Source organism: Streptomyces sp. NPDC001135, from assembly GCF_053598395.1.
The window spans coordinates 1-15,601 of record NZ_JBSFKD010000027.1 but is presented as its reverse complement, the minus strand read 5'-3'; the positions used below and the strand labels follow the sequence as shown (position 1 = coordinate 15,601).

The following is a 15,601-nucleotide window of genomic DNA, read 5'->3' as shown; positions in this document are numbered from 1 at the left end:
ACCGGTGATGTGCAGGGGCCGGACAGCCCATGTCCCGCGGTCCGGTTGGGGCCGGCCCGGGCCGGAGGGACCATGGGAGTACCGGTCGTCAGCGCCCTCGGGTGCCCGCCCGGCCGGTGGAGGTGAAGCAGGCATGGCAGTGGAATCCTTCGATGCCGGCCACGACGAGCGGCGCACCGGGCTGCCCCGGCCGACCGGGCTGCTGGACGTGCTGAGCGTGGCCGCGGTGGCCCTGGACACCCGCGGCCGTATCGTCTTCTGGACCCCGCAGGCCGAGGAGCTGTTCGGCTACTCGTCGGAGGAGGCCCTCGGCAAGCACGCGGCGCGTCTGCTCATCCATCCCGAACACCTGCAGGCCGTGGTGAGTCTGTTCACGGAGGTGCTGGAGACCGGCCGGGGCTGGGCGGGCACCTTTCCCGTCCGGCACAAGGACGGCGGCAGCCGGCTGACGGAGTTCCGGACCATGCGGCTGCTGGACGACCTCGGGGACGTCTACGCCCTGGGTATCGCGGCGGACCACACCCTGCTCCAGCGCGTCGAGACGGATCTGGCGCTGTGCGAGCAGCTGATCAACCAGTCCCCGATCGGTCTGGCCCTCCTCGACCCCGATCTCAAGTACCTCCTGGTCAATCCGGCGCTGGAGCGGATCGACGGCATTCCCGCCGAGGACCACATCGGCCGCCGTCTGCGCGAGACCCTGCCCTTCCCGGACGTCGAGACGGTCGAGTCCGCGTTGCGCCAGGTCCTCACCACCGGTACGCCCTTGCTGGACCAGTACCACGTCGGCCGCCCCTCGGCCGATCCCGGCCGCGAGCACGCCTGGTCGCTGTCCTTCTACCGGCTGGAGGATCCCGGCGGGCGAGTGCTGGGGGCGGCCGCCTCGGTCGTCGACGTCACCGAGCGGCACCGCGCGGCGGCCGAGGCCGACCGGGCGCGGCGGCGCCTCGCGCTCATCGCGGACGCCTCCGCGCGGGTCGGCACCGCGCTGGACGTGGAGCAGACGGCCCATGAACTGGCCGAGATCGCCGCGCCGGCCCTGGCCGACGTGGTCGCCGTGGACATCCTCGACTCGGCCCTGTCCTGCCGTATGCGCAGACGGGACAACGGCCCGGAGATCTTCCGGGCCCTCGCCCTGAAGGCGGCGCATCCCACGGTGGCGCTGCGCGCCGCCGACGCTCCGGGCGACCTCGCCGCATACGAGGGCGACCGGCTGGTCACCCTGTGCGTCCACACCGGACGCCCGGTCATGGTGCGCCACGTCGGGCCGCGGGACCTGCCCCGCATCGCCCGGGACTCCGCGGCCGGTGCCCTGCTGGCGCAGGCCGGCGTCCACTCGTATCTCGCCGTGCCGCTGATCGCCCACGGCGAGGTGCTCGGCGCCCTCGATCTCAAGCGGACCCGCAATCCGGCGCCGTTCGACGAGGACGACGTCGTCCTGGCCGTCGAACTCGCCGGCCGCGCCGCTGTCGCGATCGACAACGCCCGCTGGTTCCAGAGCGTCCGCAACACCGCCCTCACCCTGCAGCGCAGTCTGCTGCCCGAGCACTCGGCGCACCACACCGGCCTGGAACTCGCCTCCCGCTACCAGCCGGCGCAGGCCACCAGCGAGGTCGGCGGCGACTGGTACGACGTCATCCCGCTGACCGGCGACAAGACCGCCCTGGTGGTGGGGGACGTCATGGGCAACGGCATCGACGCGGCCGCCACCATGGGCCGGCTGCGCACCGCCACCTGCGCCTACGCCGATCTCGACCTGGACCCCGGGGCGGTCCTGCAGCACCTGGACAAGATCACCTGCGATCTGGAGCACTACATCGTCACCTGCCTGTACGCGGCGTACGACCCCGGCAGCGGGCTGTGCAGCGTCGCCAACGCCGGACACATGCCGCCCGCGCTCGCGCGTCCCGGCGCCGCGCCGAGGCTCCTGGACCTGCCGACCGGGGCACCCCTCGGCGTCGGGGGCGTGCGGTTCGAGACGACCACCGTGGCGCTGCGCCCCGGCGATGTACTGGTCCTCTACACGGACGGGCTCGTGGAGACCCGTCAGCACCCCATCGACGACCGGCTCAACGCCCTGCTGAACCTCCTCGACGAGCCGCACAGGCCGCTGGAGGAGACCTGCGACGTCCTGCTGCACGGGCTGCGCCACCCCGACGACCACGACGACGTGGCGCTGCTCGTCGCCCGGGCCCTGTAGACCCCTGCACGAGCGGGGTGGGCAGACGCCCGGGCCCGGCGTCCTACCGCGCCGCCGGCTCCGTGGAACCGGCCGGGAGCGATCGGCCGGCGGCCCCGTTGACGAGCAGGAGAAGGGCGTCGGCCAGATCGTCGGCGGGGCTGCCCGTGGCCAGACGCCGCAGTTGCAGGCCCATCACGAGGGCGACCGTCGTGGCGGCGAGGCGTTCCGCGTCCGGGACGCCGAGCGCGGTGAGGATCCGGGCGGCGAGCAGGTCGTAGGCCCGGAACGCCTCGGCCGCCGCCTCCCGCAGGCGCTCGTCCCGTCCGGCGTGCAGATACAGCTCGAAGGGGGCGAGATGGGCGCTGTCCAGAGCTGAGCCGCAGGCGACCTGGCCGGCCAGGGACGCCGCGTCCTCGACGTCCAGGCCCTCCGTCTGGCACTGCTCCGCCAGTGCGGTGAAGTGCCGCGCCTCCTCGCGCACGAAGTGCAGCAGGCTCTCCCGCAGGAGGTCGTGCTGGGTCTCGAAGTGGTAGGTGACCGAACCGAGGGACACCCCCGCCTCCTTGGCGATCCGCCGGTTCGTGACCGCCGCGACTCCGCCCTCGCCGATGATCCGCAGGACGGCGGTGATGATGCGCTGGCGCGTCGGCGCGGAGGGGGCGGCATGCGGCATGGCGTTCATTCTCCCATCCCCGGGGGCGTGGCCGTCCGGGCACCCCTGGTGGACACGGCAGCCCGGGCTCCCTATTGTTCGTTCGAACGAACAGGACTGGAGGGGTAGTCGTGCACATTGCCGGGTCAACCGTTCTGCTCACCGGCGTCACCGGCGGCATCGGGGGCGCGCTCGCCGCCGAGTTGTCCGCCCGCGGCGCACGTCTCGTCCTCACCGGCCGGCGGCCCGAGGCACTCGAACCCCTCGCCGAGCGCTACGGCGCCCGCACGGTCGTGGCCGATCTGGCCGACCCGGACGACGTGCGGCGGCTGGCCGAGGAGGCCGCCGGTACGGACATCCTGATCGCCAACGCGGCCCTGCCCTCCAGCGGCGACGTCCTCGACTACACGCCGGAGCAGATCGACCGGGCCCTCGCGGTGAACCTGCGCGCCCCCGCGGTGCTCGCCCGGCTGCTCGCGCCCGGCATGGTGGCGGCCGGACGTGGTCACCTCTGCTTCGTGGGGTCGCTGTCCGGCATGGCGGCCACCAAGTCCTCGTCCCTGTACAACGCGACGAAGTTCGGGCTGCGCGGCTTCTCGCTGGCCTTCCGCCAGGATCTGCACGGCACCGGCGTCGGCGTCTCGATCGTCCAGCCGGGTTTCGTGCGCGATCTGGGCATGTTCGCGAAGACGGGCTCGGCCACGCCCGGCGGCGTCCGGACCGTCTCCCCGGAGCGGGTCTGCAAGGGGGTGACGCGGGCGATCGAACGCGATGTCGCCGAGATCAACGTGGCGCCCGTCGAGTTGCGGTTCCTCACCAAGGTCGCGTCCCAGTTCCCGGGGTTCGCGGAGCGGGTGCAGCGGCTGGCGGGGGCGGAGCCGACGATGAACGCGATCGTGGCCGCGCAGCGACCGAGCCGCTGAGGATCCGCGCCATCTCGCAGGACTGCCCGGCACCGGAGTCCGGCCGCCCCGGCAGAAGTGGACGGCCTTCACGGCTCCGCCCTGTCGGTCAGCGCGGGCTCGAAGGCGGTGCGGCCCATCGCCGCCTCGCACCCTGCGGGGAACTCACACAGCCGTCGGCGCTCATGCCCGTGCGGGCGCGGGTCCTCATGTCCTCTCCACGACTTGGCAGTTGGCCCAGGAATGCCGTTGTCATGTCCGCCTGCGCTGTGGCAAGATCCTTCCCGTTCGACAGCGCATCCCACCACTCTTCCCGAAGGACTGAAGTCCATGGTTCCGGCGTCCCCCAGCGGCCGCCGTCGGTACTGAGCCGTCTGCCCCGAGGCAGCGTTCTCCGTATCCTCCGCACACCCCCTCACGGCGGTCCGACGACGCGGTGTCCAGCACACCGCCCGCCTCCTCGAAGAGGCCGTTCCCGTATGCCCGGCCACGCCCGGCCCTCAGCAGCCCGTGGCCGCCTTCACCGTGAGGTCCCATCACCATGCGCACCGATGTCCAGCGCTTTGCCGTCGCCCATCTCCTGCGCCGCCCGGCGGCGTGTGAAGTCGGCGGTTTCGTCGCGGGATTCGATCCCTCGACGACCAGCCCCTACATCAACTACGCCACTCCCCTCCCCGGCGCCGAGCCCACCGACCGGGACGTCGCCGACCTGATCGCCGCGTTCCGCGAGCGCGGACTGCGGCCCCGACTGGAGTTCGCCCCGGACGCCGCGCCCGCCGTCGAACCCGCGCTGCGGCGGGCCGGTTTCGGCACGGAGGCGGTGCACGAGTACCTGGTCTGTACGCCGGCCACGCTGGCCGTGCCCCGCTGCGGACCCGGCTCGGCGGACCCGGTCCACGTGGAGGCCCCGGCCACGGAGGCCGACTACGCCGGACTCGACATCGCGCTCTCCGAGGCCTTCGGCGGCGAGTGGGAGCCGTCCCCGGAGGGCGCGGCCCGGTTGCGGCGCACCGCGGAGGGCGGCGGAGCCGTCCGGTTCGTCCGCACGCCCGAGGGCGGCTGCGCCGGCGGTGCCCTGTGCTCGGCGCCCGCCGAGGGCACCGCCGAACTGGCCGGCGTGGGCACCCTTCCCGCGTACCGGGGCCGCGGCATCGCCGCCGCGGTCACCTCGGCCCTGGCCGGGACCATGTTCGGCCGGGGAGCGCGGTCGGTGTGGCTGGAGTACTCCGGCGAGGGTTCCCGCCGCGTGTACGAGAGGGTCGGCTTCCGGCCCGGCGGCACCCGACTGTACCTCTCGCTGGACGCGTGACCTCCCGGGCCGACGGCCCCGCACCCTACCCGGCGTCCGGCGTCAGCCTTCTCCGGGCAGAGGGTGGTCCTTGACGAAACGGCGGATCTCCTCCGTGAGCGCCGCCGGGTTGTCCAGCTGGACCAGGGTGCGGGCGTCGGGGATCTCCACATAGTGCGCGGCCGGCAGCAGTTCGGCCAGGCGACGCCCCGTCGCGGGCGGCATCATGCGGTCCTCGGCGCCCCAGGCGACCAGTGCCGGGCGGGTGAAGCCGGGAAGGTTCCGGGCCGCTTCCAGATAGCAGTCCTTCCGGGTCGTACGGAGGAACTTGGCGAAGTCCCGGCGGATATGACGGTTCGTCAGCAGTGGGCCGTACCAGCGGGCGACGAGTTCCTTCGGGAGCCGCTTCTTCGCCATTCCGCCGAGCGAGGTCTGCATCCGGGCGAGGAAGGGGAAGCGGAAGGACTGCAGGAGGAGGAAGACGCCACCGGGGATCCTGCAGGCCCCGTTCAGGATCCGCCCCTGGATGCCGGGCGGGTAGTTGTCCAGGGCCTCACAGGAGGTCAGGACGAGCCGGGCGATGCGTTCGTCGCGTACGCCGACGAGGAGTTGGGCCGTTCCGGTGTCGTTCTGGACCAGGGTGACGTCCCGCAGGTCCAGGCGGTCCATGAACTCGGCGAGCAGGCGGGCGATGCCGTGCGCGGACAGGTCCGCGTCCGGCCGCATCGGGCGCCGGTGGCTGCCGAGGGGCAGCACGGGGACCAGGACGCGGAAGTCGGGGCGCAGGGCGGACACGACGTCGGCCCAGACCGACTCGTCGAAGCCGAGGCCGTGGGCGAGGACCACGGCGGGGCCGTCACCTCCGGTGTCCTGGTAGTCGATGCTGCCCGCGCCCAGCTCGATCTCCGGCATGCCCGTGCCTCCGCCCGTCGGCCGCTACGATGACTGCAAGCTTCTTGATAGATCGTTCTACTGACAGAATAGACACCGACCGCCTTTCGGCAACAGCGGCTGCCCCGGAGGTGCCTCCCCATGAACGACGGCAAGGCGATCAGCACCCACGAGAGCCGGCAGCGGATCCTGAACGCCGGAACCGAGCTGTTCCGGCGCTCGGGCTACACCGGCACGGGGATGAAACAGATCGCCGAGGCCGCCGGTGCGCCCTTCGGCTCGATCTACCACTTCTTCCCCGGGGGGAAGGCCCAGTTGGGCGAGGAGGTGATCCGCACCTCGGGCGCCGTCTACCTGGGGCTCATCACCGCGCTGATGACGCCGTACGAGGACCGGGTCGCGGCCACCGCCGACGCCTTCGCCGCCGCGGCCGGTACCCTCGCCGAACTCGACTTCGCCGACCCGTGCCCCATCGCGACGGTCGCGATGGAGGTCGCGAGCACCCACGAGGCGCTACGGCAGGCCACTTCGGAGGTGTTCGACAGCTGGATCGACCACCTCGCCGGGTACTACGCCCAGGGCGGGATTCCCGGGCCGGCCGCCCGGGAGACGGCGAGCTCGGTCGTCGCCCTGCTGGAAGGCGCCTTCATGCTGGGCCGGGCCGCGCGCAGCACCGAACCGGTGCGGGCCGCGGGCACGGCGGCCGCGGCGATCGTACGAGCGGCACTGGCCGGGCAGTGAACCGGCCGTGGGCGTCAGGACGCCCGGCCCGCTCGGTACAGGTCGCGGAGCAGGGCGATCTCGGCTCCGTGGTGCAGCACTTCCTGGTTGACCCACCACACGATGTCGAGGAAGGGTTCCTCCGCGTCGCTGCCGTACGGGTACGTGCAGTACCCGACCGTGTCCAGCGCCGCGTCGTCGGCGCCCAGCAGTGCCCGTCGCCAGGCGGCGGCGCCGGCCTCGAAGGCCTCGATCGCGCCGGCGGCGTCCCCGGGGACGGGATGGTCCTCCCGGGTCGCCGAGCGGCTGCCGGCGGTGTGGTCGGCGCGCAGGGCCAGCATCTCGGAGAGGTGGCTCAGCCGCCAGGCGAGGGTCGTGACGGGCGGTGGCCAGGGGTGCGGGTAGGGGGCGGCGTCCCGACCCCAGGGACCGGCGCCGGCCAGGAAGGCCGCCCGCGGCCCCGGCCCGTCCACGCGTCGTCTGACCGCCCAGCAGCCCGGGACCGGTTCCCAGACGTACTCGCCGTCGGCCAGGGGCTCGACCCTGGTGTCCGCGCCGTCGCCGCTGTCCATGAGGGGCCCGGCCAGCCGGTGCAGCAGGCGCTCGCAGGCGAAGTCGAACTGGTCCAGCAGGGGAAGGAGCCGGGGCGGTGGTGTCGTCATCGGATGCTCCTGAGTGAGGGAACCGGCCCCTGCCGTGCCGGCCGGCACGCCGGAGCGCTCGGCCCGCCACCCTGCCACGGTGCCCCCGCTCCGCGCCCTCGTTTTTCCACCGCCCGCCCTACGCCATACGCCCGTCAACGCCCCGCGGCACTAGGCCTGTCGCCTCCCTCAGCGCCGTCTCGCGCCGCTCGGCGCCGGCACCTGGATGCGGGCCGCGTACCGGTCGGTGGCCGCCACCAGGGGGCTCCGCCATGCCCGGCGTCCCGGTGCTGTGCCCGGTGTCGTCCACGATCACCAACTCGCTGCCGGATCAGGCCCGGTGGAGGCGCCAGACGATGCCGAGGAGGTGCCGAAGTCGAGGCCGCCCTGGACGAGGGTGCCGGGGACGCCCTGGAGCAGGTGTGCGTCGCGCAGGACCGTGCGGGCGAAGCCCATGCGGAAGACGGGTCGAAGCGCGCGACGGAGCGGGGCGGGGATCGTGGCCGTCTCCCAGTCGGTCCAGCCCCGCGCGGCCCGGTCCCGCACTCTGGGCTCCTCACAGCTGCCGTCGTACGCCGGCCTCCCGTTCCGCCCGTTCCAGCTGGTGGCCGAGGTCGCCCTGGAGGGATGTACGGGCGCGGCCCCGGCGGCCCAGCGGGAGGATCGTGCGCTGGGCGCTGTCCTCCAGCAGGAGGGCGAAGCCGCCGTAGAGGGCGAAGGCCGCGAGGGCCAGCCCGGTCCAGCCGGCGGCGGTCCGCAGCACGGTCGCCGCGCCGGCCTCGTACACGCCGGTCAGCACGAACCGGCAGGCTCCGATCAGCAGCAGGGCCGAGAACAGCGGCTTGCCGGGGATCGCGGCGGCGCTGAGCAGGAGCATGAGCGGGGCGACGCTCAGCAGGAACACGGCCAGCCCGGGGCTGGGCTGTCCCGGCGGCCCGGACAGGGTGACCAGCGCACTGCCGGCCCAGGCGCAGCCCAGCACGGACAGGCCGCAGGCGGCGCCGCTGTCGCGGGCCAGGAACGCGAAGATCCCGGAGAGGAGTTCCAGGGGCACGACGAACACCAGGATCAGCAGCATCAGCGGCCGGCTCTGGGCCAGGGGCACCCACCGCAACTGCACGGCGGTGAGCAGAATGCTTCCGGTGCCGAAGGCGAAGAAGCCGAGGGGCAGGCTGCTGGCCAGCGGCCTGAGCATGATCCTCGTCAGGGCCTCGGGCCGCGGCGGCCCACCGGCCGTGTCGTACGTCCGCGCTGCTGGTGACGGCATCCGGATCACCCCGTCCCTCGGGTCTGGGCCGTAGTGCTGCGGTGGTCGTACGACACGGGGTACCCCGATGTGCGCGCTGCCCCCGCCTCAGCCCCTCGGGCGACGGAACGGAGCGTTCTGTCGCGAAAGCGCCTCGGAATTGTCCGTGATCTGTAACAGCCGGATCCCGTGCTCAACCCCGGCCGTCCTGACAGGTGCACAGCGACCAGGTGCACAACAACACAGGGACACGGCACGGAACGGGGCGGGGCATGGCGCGACATGGCGGGCGGGGATGGCACGGCCGGGTGATCGCTGCGGCGGTCGGGGTGACGGCGGTGGCGGCGGCCGCGTCGGTGTGGAGCGCACAGGCCGGACAGCCGGGCGGCGGTGCGCCGCGGGCGGGCGTCTCGTCCGGGCACACCGCGCCCAAGCCCGCGGCCGTGTCCGCCGACATCGCCCACGCCTCGGACGGGGGCGCGCACGCGGTCAACATCACCATCGACGACGGCCCGGACCCGGTGTGGACCCCGCAGGTGCTGCAACTGCTGCGCGCCAACGGTGTGAAGGCGACGTTCTGCATGATCGGCCCGCAGGCCCAGGCGCATCCGGAGCTGGTCCGGCAGGTGGTGGCGGCCGGGCACCGGCTGTGCGACCACACGGTGTCCCACGACACGACGATGGACAAGAAGCCCGAGGCCTACCAGTCGCAGCAGGTCCTGGGGGCCGAGCAGCAGATCACCAAGGCGTCCGGCGGCGTGCGGCCGATGTACTACCGGGCCCCGGGCGGTGCCTTCACCCCGTACAGCCGGCATCTGGCGGCATCGCACGGGATGCGGCCGCTGGGCTGGAACGTGGACTCCAAGGACTTCGAGCGGCCGGGGACCGACGCCATCGTCGCCACCGTCAAGCGCGAGCTGTCCCTCGGGCCGACGATCCTCTTCCACGACGCGGGCGGCGACCGCTCGCAGACCGTGGCCGCGCTGCGCACCCTGCTGCCGTGGCTGAAGCAGCAGGGCTACACCTTCGGTTTCCCGGTCCGCTGAACGGGCCGCCCCGGCAGGTGACTTCGGCCGATCCGGTGGAAGGGGTTCCGGGGAGGTCGCGGCGGCCGTGCGGGCTCATGGGGCGCGGCGACTCCCGCCGTGCGCCCCGGTGTCCAGCCACATGACGGTGAACCCCGGGGAAATTCTCGGACATCGGCGCCTTGGGACAGTTGTTCGGATCCGGGGGGTGTCTACCATGAGCCCTCTGCGTACGTCGTCCCGGAAAGGCTCGCCATGCCGTTGCCTCGCCTCGGCACGCGGTCCGTCCGGCTCCGGACGGCCCCCGCCGTGTTCGTCGTCCTCGCCGTGGCCCTCGCGGGCACGCTGTCGGCGCTCTCGCCGGGCGGGCCGCGGCCCGGCCGGGCCGGCGGTGCCCCGTCGGGGCACGTCGTCATCGAGGTGTCCCAGAGCCGCTGTGGCCGGGGCTGGACCCGGCCCGAACCCGGGGTGCGGACCTTCGACCTGCACAACTCCTCGGACGGCGCCGCCGAGGTGTACCTGGAGGACCCGGGCAGCCAGGTGGTGTACGGCGAGGTGGAGGGCATCGGTCCCGGTACCACACGGCAGTTGACCGTCCGGCTGGGCGAGGGCACGTACGCCTTCAAGTGCGTGCCCGACGACGCCGACGCCGTCACCGGGCCCAGCGTGCACATCACCGCCGGGCAGCGCGGTCCGGGCGCCGCACCGGTCACGCAGCACGACCTGATCCCGCCCGCCCTCGCCTACCAGAAGTGGGTCGGCGGCGGCCTCGACGACGCCGTCCGGCTCACGACGGGGCTCAGGGACGCGATCGACCGGGGCGACCTCGTGGCCGCCCGGTCGGCCTGGCTGCCGGCGCATCTCGAGTACGAGCGGCTGGGGGCGGCGTACGACGCCTTCGGGGACGCGGACGCGGAGATCAACGGCACCGACGCGGGCCTGCCCGGCGGGGTGCACGACAAGGACTTCGCCGGGTTCCACCGCGTCGAGTACGGGCTGTGGCACGGTGAGCCGGCCGACGGGCTGCGCGCCCCGGCGGCGGCGCTGGTGAAGGCGCTGACCCGGCTGCGGGACAGCTGGTCGCAGACCCGTATGGACCCCGCCCAACTGGCCCTGCGCGCGCACGAGATCCTGGAGAACACCGTGCAGTTCGAGCTGACCGGCCGCACCGACTACGGCAGCGGCAGCAACCTCGCCACCGCCCGCGCCAACCTGGACGGCACGCGCGAGGTGCTGTCCAGGCTGCGCCCGCTGCTGACCACCCGGTACTCCGGTCTGCCGGGGCTCGACAAGGACCTGGACCGGGCCCGGCACACCCTCGACGGGTTCCGGCACGGCGACCGCTGGACCCCGCTCGACGGTCTGGGCCGCGCCCGGCGGGAGCAGATCGACGCGGCCCTCGGTGACCTGGTGGAGCGGCTGGCGTCGGTGGCCACCCTGTGCGACCCGCGGAGGACCGCGTGAACGACCGTCCGAGCAACCGGGTGAGCGGCGCCGGACGGTCCGAGGGCCTCGGCCGGCGCCGCTTCCTGCGCGGCGCCGCCCTCGCCGGGGCCGGTCTCGCCTCCAGTGCCGCCGCCCCGGACAGCGCCGCGGGCACCGGCTCCGAGATCGCTCCCTTCCACGGCGTCCACCAGGCCTCAGTCCTCGCGGCCCCCCGCCGGACCTGCGTGTTCGCCTCCCTCGACGTGACCGCCGGCAGCCGCGCGGAACTCACCGACCTGCTGCGCACACTCACCGACCGGGCCCGCTTCCTCACCTCCGGTGGCACGCCCTTGCCGCCCGGCATCACCGGTCCGCCCGCGGACTCGGGCGTCCTCGGAGACCCGCCGCTCCCCGGCGAGTTGGCCGTCACCGTCGGCGTCGGCGCCTCCCTCTTCGACGACCGGTTCGGCCTGGCCGCTCGGCGACCCCGGCGGCTGACCGCCATGCCCGCCTTCCCCGACGACGACCTGCGGACCGACTGGTGCCACGGCGACCTCAGCCTCCAACTGCACGCCGACGAGCCGGACATCACCCTGCACGCGCTGCGTGACATCGCCCGGCACACCCGGGGCGCGATGCAGGTCCGCTGGCGGCTGGACGGCTTCTCCAGCCCGCCCCGGCCCTCGGGCACCCCGCGGAACCTGATGGGCTTCAAGGACGGCACCGCCAACCCGGACGTGTCGAGTGCCCGCGAGATGAACCGCCTGGTGTGGGTGGACCAGGGCATGGGCGAGCCGGACTGGGCGGTCGGCGGCAGCTACCAGGTCGTACGGCTGATCCGGATGCTGGTGGAGTTCTGGGACCGGGTCTCGCTCAGCGAGCAGGAGCGGATGTTCGGGCGCGCCCGTGTCTCCGGCGCGCCGCTGGACGGCGACCACGAGCACGACACACCGAAGTACGCCGACGACCCCAAGGGTGACGTCATCCCCCTGGACGCGCACATACGCCTGGCCAACCCGCGCACGCCCGGCACCGCCGGACAGCGCCTGCTGCGCCGCGCCTACAACTACGACCGGGGCATGGACGCCAACGGCAACCTCGACATGGGCCTGCTGTTCTCCTGCTACCAGCAGGACGTGAAGCGGCAGTTCGAGACCGTTCAGCACCGGCTGGCGGGCGAGCCGCTGACGGACTACATCAGCCCGTTCGGCGGCGGCTACTTCTTCGCGCTGCCCGGGGTGCGGGACGCCTCGGACTGGTACGGGCGTGCGCTGTTGGGCTGAACCTGTCCGGACAACTCGGCGGCCGACCGGGTCAACACACAGTCAAGTTTTGCCCCAACATCCCTGACTTGGTGTTCACCCACAGGTCATCATGGCTCCGCCGACGCGCCCCGCAACGGGCGCAGCATCCGTGCTCGTACCACGCACAAACGTTCAGTCCGGAGGGGAAGTCCACCATGGCCAGCAGAGGAAGACGAGCCGCGCTGCGCACTCTGGGTGCGCTCGCGGGAGCCGCCGCGCTCACCACGCTCGGCAGCAACGCGCCCGGCTGGGCGGCCGTGTCCGCGGGCCAGGCCTCGACCGCGACGCCGATCAAGCACGTCGTCGTGCTCTTCGACGAGAACATCTCCTTCGACCACTACTTCGCCACGTACCCGAAGGCCGCCAACACCGACGGCACGAAGTTCCACGCGGCGAAGAACACCCCGAAGGACATCGACACCGTCGCGCACGCCGGGCTGCTGAAGAACAACCCGAACCAGTACGCGCCCAAGCGGCTGTCCCCGTCCCAGGCGATGACCTGCGACCAGAACCACTCCTACGGCGCCGAGCAGTACGCCTACAACGGCGGCAAGGCCGACCAGTTCGTGCAGAACACCGAGGTCGACAAGTGCAGCGGCGGCCTGTTCGGCGAACCCGGCCTGGCGATGGACTACTACGACGGAAACACCGTCACCGCGCTGTGGAACTACGCCCAGCACTACTCCCTGAGCGACCGCTCCTACAGCTCGAACTACGGCCCGTCCACGCCCGGCGCCCTGAACCTGATCTCCGGCAACACGCACGGCGTCATCTCCGTCGACCCGGCCACCGGCAAGCAGACGGCGAAGCCGGACCCGTACGCCGTCCAGTCGCCCGACGCCAAGGGTGTCGGCACGATGATCAACGACCCCGACCCGGCCTGGGACGACTGCTCCGGCAAGGACCACACCAGCACCAACGCCCTGGCGTCGATGCAGGGCAGGAACATCGGTGACCTCCTCAACGCCAGGAAGGTGACCTGGGGCTGGTTCCAGGGCGGCTTCCGCCCGTCGGCCGCGTGGAACGGCACGTCCGGCTCGTACGCCAAGTGCGACACCACGCACACCAACGCGGGCGGCGCGGCCGTGGTCGACTACAGCCCGCACCACAACCCGTTCTCCTACTACAAGTCGACGGCGAACCCGCACCACCTGGCGCCGAAGAGCGTCTCGGAGATCGGCCACAACGGCCGGGCCAACCACAACTACGACCTGACCGACTTCTCGGCCGCGCTGAAGGCGGGCAAGCTGCCGGCCGTCAGCTTCGTCAAGGCCGGCGCCTACCAGGACGGCCACGCCGGCTACTCCGACCCGGTCGACGAGCAGCACTTCCTGGTGAAGCAGATCAACGCGATCCAGAGCTCGCCGCAGTGGAAGTCCACCGCGGTCGTGGTCGCCTACGACGACTCCGACGGCTGGTACGACCACGCCTACGTCGTCCCGAAGAACGGCTCGACGGACACCTCGCTCGGTTCCAACGGCAAGGCCACCGACAGCCCGGCCTGCCAGAAGGGCCCGAAGGCGGCCGGCGGCTACGCGGACCGCTGCGGCCCCGGCACCCGGCAGCCGCTCCTCGTCATCTCGCCGTACAGCAAGGTGAACAAGGTCGACCACACCCTGACGAACCAGGCGTCCATCACCCGGTTCATCGAGGACAACTGGAGCACCGGCCGGATCGGTGACCACTCCTTCGACGCCACGGCCGGCTCGCTGGCGGGCATGCTGGACTTCCGGCACCCGAACAACAAGCAGGTCCTGCTGAACTCCGACGGCTCCGTGCGGCACGTCGGCCCGGTCCAGCACATCGCCCCGGTGGCCACCAGCATCACCCCGGGTCCGGCGATGCAGAACACCGCCGCGTCGACCGACGCCTCCGCCTTCCCGGTCCTGCCGGTCGGCCTCGGCGTGGGCGCCCTGCTGGCCGCGGGTGCGACCGGCACGTACCTGACCCGGCGCCGCAGGCAGCACGGCACCGCCTGAGCCCGTACCACCACAAGTGACCGCGCCCCCGGACGAGTTCCGGGGGCGCGGTCGTACCTCCTGCCCGGCCGGTGGCCGCCCGGCACCGTCACCGCACCGGAGCGCGGGAAAACGAGTGGCCGGTTCTCGTCCGTGATGGTGGGATGGCGCGATGCAAGGTGAGTTCTCCCTCGTCGTGGACCGGAGCGCCTACCAGTACGCGCCGACGCCGTGGGAACAGGACTCCTGGCGGGCCGCGGCCCTCGGCTGGGTGGCGGAGCAACTCGCCGCACGCGGCCTGCGCGTGAACGGGGACCTCGGAGTGCGGCTGCGCCCGTGGTCCGTGCTGGTGCGGGTGCCCGTCGAGGGGCAGGACCCCGTCTGGTTCAAGGCGAACCCGCCGGCCAGTGCCTTCGAGGGACCGTTGACGGCCGCGCTGGCCCGCTGGGTGCCGGAGCACGTGCTCGAACCGCTGGCCGTGGACGCCGAACGGGCATGGGTGCTGCTGCCCGACGGCGGAGACCTCTTGCGCGACGTGCTCGCCCGGGAGCCGGTCGAGCCGCGGATCTGGGAGGACCTGCTGCGCCGGTACGCGACCGTACAGCGGGCCGTCACGGCGCACACGCGCGAGATGGAGCGACTGGGCGTGCCCTCCACGCGGACCCGCGACCTGCCCGAGCAGTTCGACAGCCTGCTCGCGCACAACACCGCGCTGCGCCCGGAGGCCCGCGCCCGGCTGGAGCGGCTGCGCCCCCGGCTCACGGACTGGTGTGCCGAACTCGCTTCCGCGGGCGTCGAGGACACCCTCGACCACGCGGACCTGCACGACGGCCAGCTCTTCCGTCCGGCACCGGGCCGGTTCACCTTCTTCGACTGGGGCGACGCCGCCCTGTCCCACCCCTTCTGCAGCCTGCGGATCCCCGTCGACAAGGCTCGCGCACGGCACGGGCCGCAGGTCCTGGACCGGCTGCTCGCCGCCTACCTGGAGCCCTGGACGGACACCGGGCGCACCACGGCGGACCTGCGCCGCGCCGCACATCTCGCCTGGCGCCTGAGCGCCCTGGGCCGCGCCGCGTCCTGGGGCCGCACGTTCCCCGCCCCGTCGGGCGCCGCCGCAGGAGCCGGGCACAGCGGCGAGTCCCTCCTCGAACTCCTCATGGAGCCGCCGTTCTGAAGCAGCTGGTTCGCGGCGAACCGTCGCTCGGGCGATCACGGGCGAGGGGCAGGCGCCGGGAGCGGAGTTCGAGGGTGTGCCGCAGGGCGCAGGCCACGGGGTGTGTTTTTCAAAGGAACCTCGTCCCAGCAGATGCTGGAGACGGGGCATCAACATATCTGGCGTTGATTTTTGGCACGCTGTTGAGTTCTCAAGG

13 protein-coding genes and 1 pseudogene are annotated in these 15,601 nt (G+C 72.8%); 9 read left to right on the top strand and 5 right to left on the bottom strand.

From position 1 onward, the window contains the following. Positions 1-133 precede the first annotated feature (133 nt). Positions 134-2,197, top strand: coding sequence for a SpoIIE family protein phosphatase (locus ACWC94_RS28540; RefSeq protein ID WP_450800025.1), 2,064 nt, complete (start codon positions 134-136; stop codon positions 2,195-2,197). A gap of 43 nt (positions 2,198-2,240) precedes the next feature. On the opposite strand, the gene ACWC94_RS28535 is transcribed toward ACWC94_RS28540, so the two are convergent. After that, positions 2,241-2,852: a TetR/AcrR family transcriptional regulator gene (locus ACWC94_RS28535; protein ID WP_450800024.1), complete on the bottom strand. Its 612-nt coding sequence runs from the start codon at positions 2,850-2,852 to the stop codon at positions 2,241-2,243. Positions 2,853-2,962: 110 nt separating this feature from the next. On the opposite strand from ACWC94_RS28535, the gene ACWC94_RS28530 reads away from it, so the two are divergent. Continuing rightward, positions 2,963-3,754, top strand: a complete 792-nt coding sequence (locus ACWC94_RS28530) for an SDR family NAD(P)-dependent oxidoreductase (protein ID WP_450800023.1) — start codon at positions 2,963-2,965, stop codon at positions 3,752-3,754. A 520-nt stretch (positions 3,755-4,274) separates the two neighbouring features. Continuing rightward, the gene (locus tag ACWC94_RS28525; RefSeq protein WP_450800022.1) at positions 4,275-5,042 is read left to right on the top strand and encodes a GNAT family N-acetyltransferase; all 768 of its coding nucleotides are present in this window, start codon (positions 4,275-4,277) and stop codon (positions 5,040-5,042) included. A gap of 42 nt (positions 5,043-5,084) precedes the next feature. Here ACWC94_RS28525 and ACWC94_RS28520 read toward each other — a convergent pair whose 3' ends face one another. Beyond that, a complete protein-coding gene (locus tag ACWC94_RS28520; RefSeq protein ID WP_450800021.1) occupies positions 5,085-5,933 on the bottom strand; it encodes an alpha/beta fold hydrolase in 849 nt (282 codons plus the stop codon). 120 nt (positions 5,934-6,053) lie between these two features. Here ACWC94_RS28520 and ACWC94_RS28515 point away from each other — a divergent pair, with 120 nt between their 5' ends. Continuing rightward, entirely contained in the window at positions 6,054-6,653 is a 600-nt protein-coding gene (locus tag ACWC94_RS28515; RefSeq protein WP_450800020.1) for a TetR/AcrR family transcriptional regulator, read from the top strand. A gap of 14 nt (positions 6,654-6,667) precedes the next feature. Here ACWC94_RS28515 and ACWC94_RS28510 read toward each other — a convergent pair whose 3' ends face one another. The 3 genes and pseudogenes from ACWC94_RS28510 to ACWC94_RS28500 all read right to left on the bottom strand — a co-directional run bounded on the left by ACWC94_RS28510 (position 6,668) and on the right by ACWC94_RS28500 (position 8,540). After that, a complete protein-coding gene (locus ACWC94_RS28510) occupies positions 6,668-7,294 on the bottom strand; it encodes a DinB family protein (RefSeq protein WP_450800019.1) in 627 nt (208 codons plus the stop codon). Between the two features lie 168 nt (positions 7,295-7,462). After that, positions 7,463-7,828, bottom strand: a pseudogene (locus ACWC94_RS28505) (prolyl aminopeptidase); the annotation flags it as partial. Between the two features lies 1 nt (position 7,829). Further along, positions 7,830-8,540, bottom strand: a complete 711-nt coding sequence (locus ACWC94_RS28500; protein WP_450800018.1) for a GPR1/FUN34/YaaH family transporter — start codon at positions 8,538-8,540, stop codon at positions 7,830-7,832. Between the two features lie 251 nt (positions 8,541-8,791). On the opposite strand from ACWC94_RS28500, the gene ACWC94_RS28495 reads away from it, so the two are divergent. The 5 genes from ACWC94_RS28495 to ACWC94_RS28475 all read left to right on the top strand — a co-directional run bounded on the left by ACWC94_RS28495 (position 8,792) and on the right by ACWC94_RS28475 (position 15,405). Then, entirely contained in the window at positions 8,792-9,565 is a 774-nt protein-coding gene (locus tag ACWC94_RS28495) for a polysaccharide deacetylase family protein (RefSeq protein WP_450800017.1), read from the top strand. Positions 9,566-9,799: 234 nt separating this feature from the next. Next, complete coding sequence (locus ACWC94_RS28490) at positions 9,800-11,008, top strand: EfeM/EfeO family lipoprotein (RefSeq protein WP_450800016.1); 1,209 nt, start codon at positions 9,800-9,802, stop codon at positions 11,006-11,008. After that, positions 11,005-12,252: an iron uptake transporter deferrochelatase/peroxidase subunit gene (gene efeB / locus ACWC94_RS28485; RefSeq protein ID WP_450800014.1), complete on the top strand. Its 1,248-nt coding sequence runs from the start codon at positions 11,005-11,007 to the stop codon at positions 12,250-12,252. Before ACWC94_RS28490 ends, efeB begins: the two co-directional genes overlap by 4 nt. Before the next feature lie 176 nt (positions 12,253-12,428). Then, positions 12,429-14,252, top strand: coding sequence for a phospholipase C (locus ACWC94_RS28480; RefSeq protein ID WP_450800012.1), 1,824 nt, complete (start codon positions 12,429-12,431; stop codon positions 14,250-14,252). Positions 14,253-14,403: 151 nt separating this feature from the next. Continuing rightward, positions 14,404-15,405, top strand: coding sequence for a phosphotransferase (locus ACWC94_RS28475; protein WP_450800010.1), 1,002 nt, complete (start codon positions 14,404-14,406; stop codon positions 15,403-15,405). Positions 15,406-15,601 lie beyond the last annotated feature (196 nt).

Excerpts from the sequence above, each read along its gene's own strand:
- ACWC94_RS28520 (WP_450800021.1), bottom strand. The coding sequence starts at position 5,933 with ATGCCGGAGATCGAGCTGGGCGCGGGCAGCATCGACTACCAGGACACC.
- ACWC94_RS28515 (WP_450800020.1), top strand. The coding sequence starts at position 6,054 with ATGAACGACGGCAAGGCGATCAGCACCCACGAGAGCCGGCAGCGGATC.
- ACWC94_RS28495 (WP_450800017.1), top strand. The coding sequence starts at position 8,792 with ATGGCGCGACATGGCGGGCGGGGATGGCACGGCCGGGTGATCGCTGCG.
- ACWC94_RS28475 (WP_450800010.1), top strand. The coding sequence starts at position 14,404 with ATGCAAGGTGAGTTCTCCCTCGTCGTGGACCGGAGCGCCTACCAGTAC.
- ACWC94_RS28480 (WP_450800012.1), top strand. The coding sequence starts at position 12,429 with ATGGCCAGCAGAGGAAGACGAGCCGCGCTGCGCACTCTGGGTGCGCTC.
- ACWC94_RS28535 (WP_450800024.1), bottom strand. The coding sequence starts at position 2,852 with ATGCCGCATGCCGCCCCCTCCGCGCCGACGCGCCAGCGCATCATCACC.
- ACWC94_RS28540 (WP_450800025.1), top strand. The coding sequence starts at position 134 with ATGGCAGTGGAATCCTTCGATGCCGGCCACGACGAGCGGCGCACCGGG.
- ACWC94_RS28490 (WP_450800016.1), top strand. The coding sequence starts at position 9,800 with ATGCCGTTGCCTCGCCTCGGCACGCGGTCCGTCCGGCTCCGGACGGCC.
- ACWC94_RS28510 (WP_450800019.1), bottom strand. The coding sequence starts at position 7,294 with ATGACGACACCACCGCCCCGGCTCCTTCCCCTGCTGGACCAGTTCGAC.
- ACWC94_RS28525 (WP_450800022.1), top strand. The coding sequence starts at position 4,275 with ATGCGCACCGATGTCCAGCGCTTTGCCGTCGCCCATCTCCTGCGCCGC.
- ACWC94_RS28500 (WP_450800018.1), bottom strand. The coding sequence starts at position 8,540 with ATGCCGTCACCAGCAGCGCGGACGTACGACACGGCCGGTGGGCCGCCG.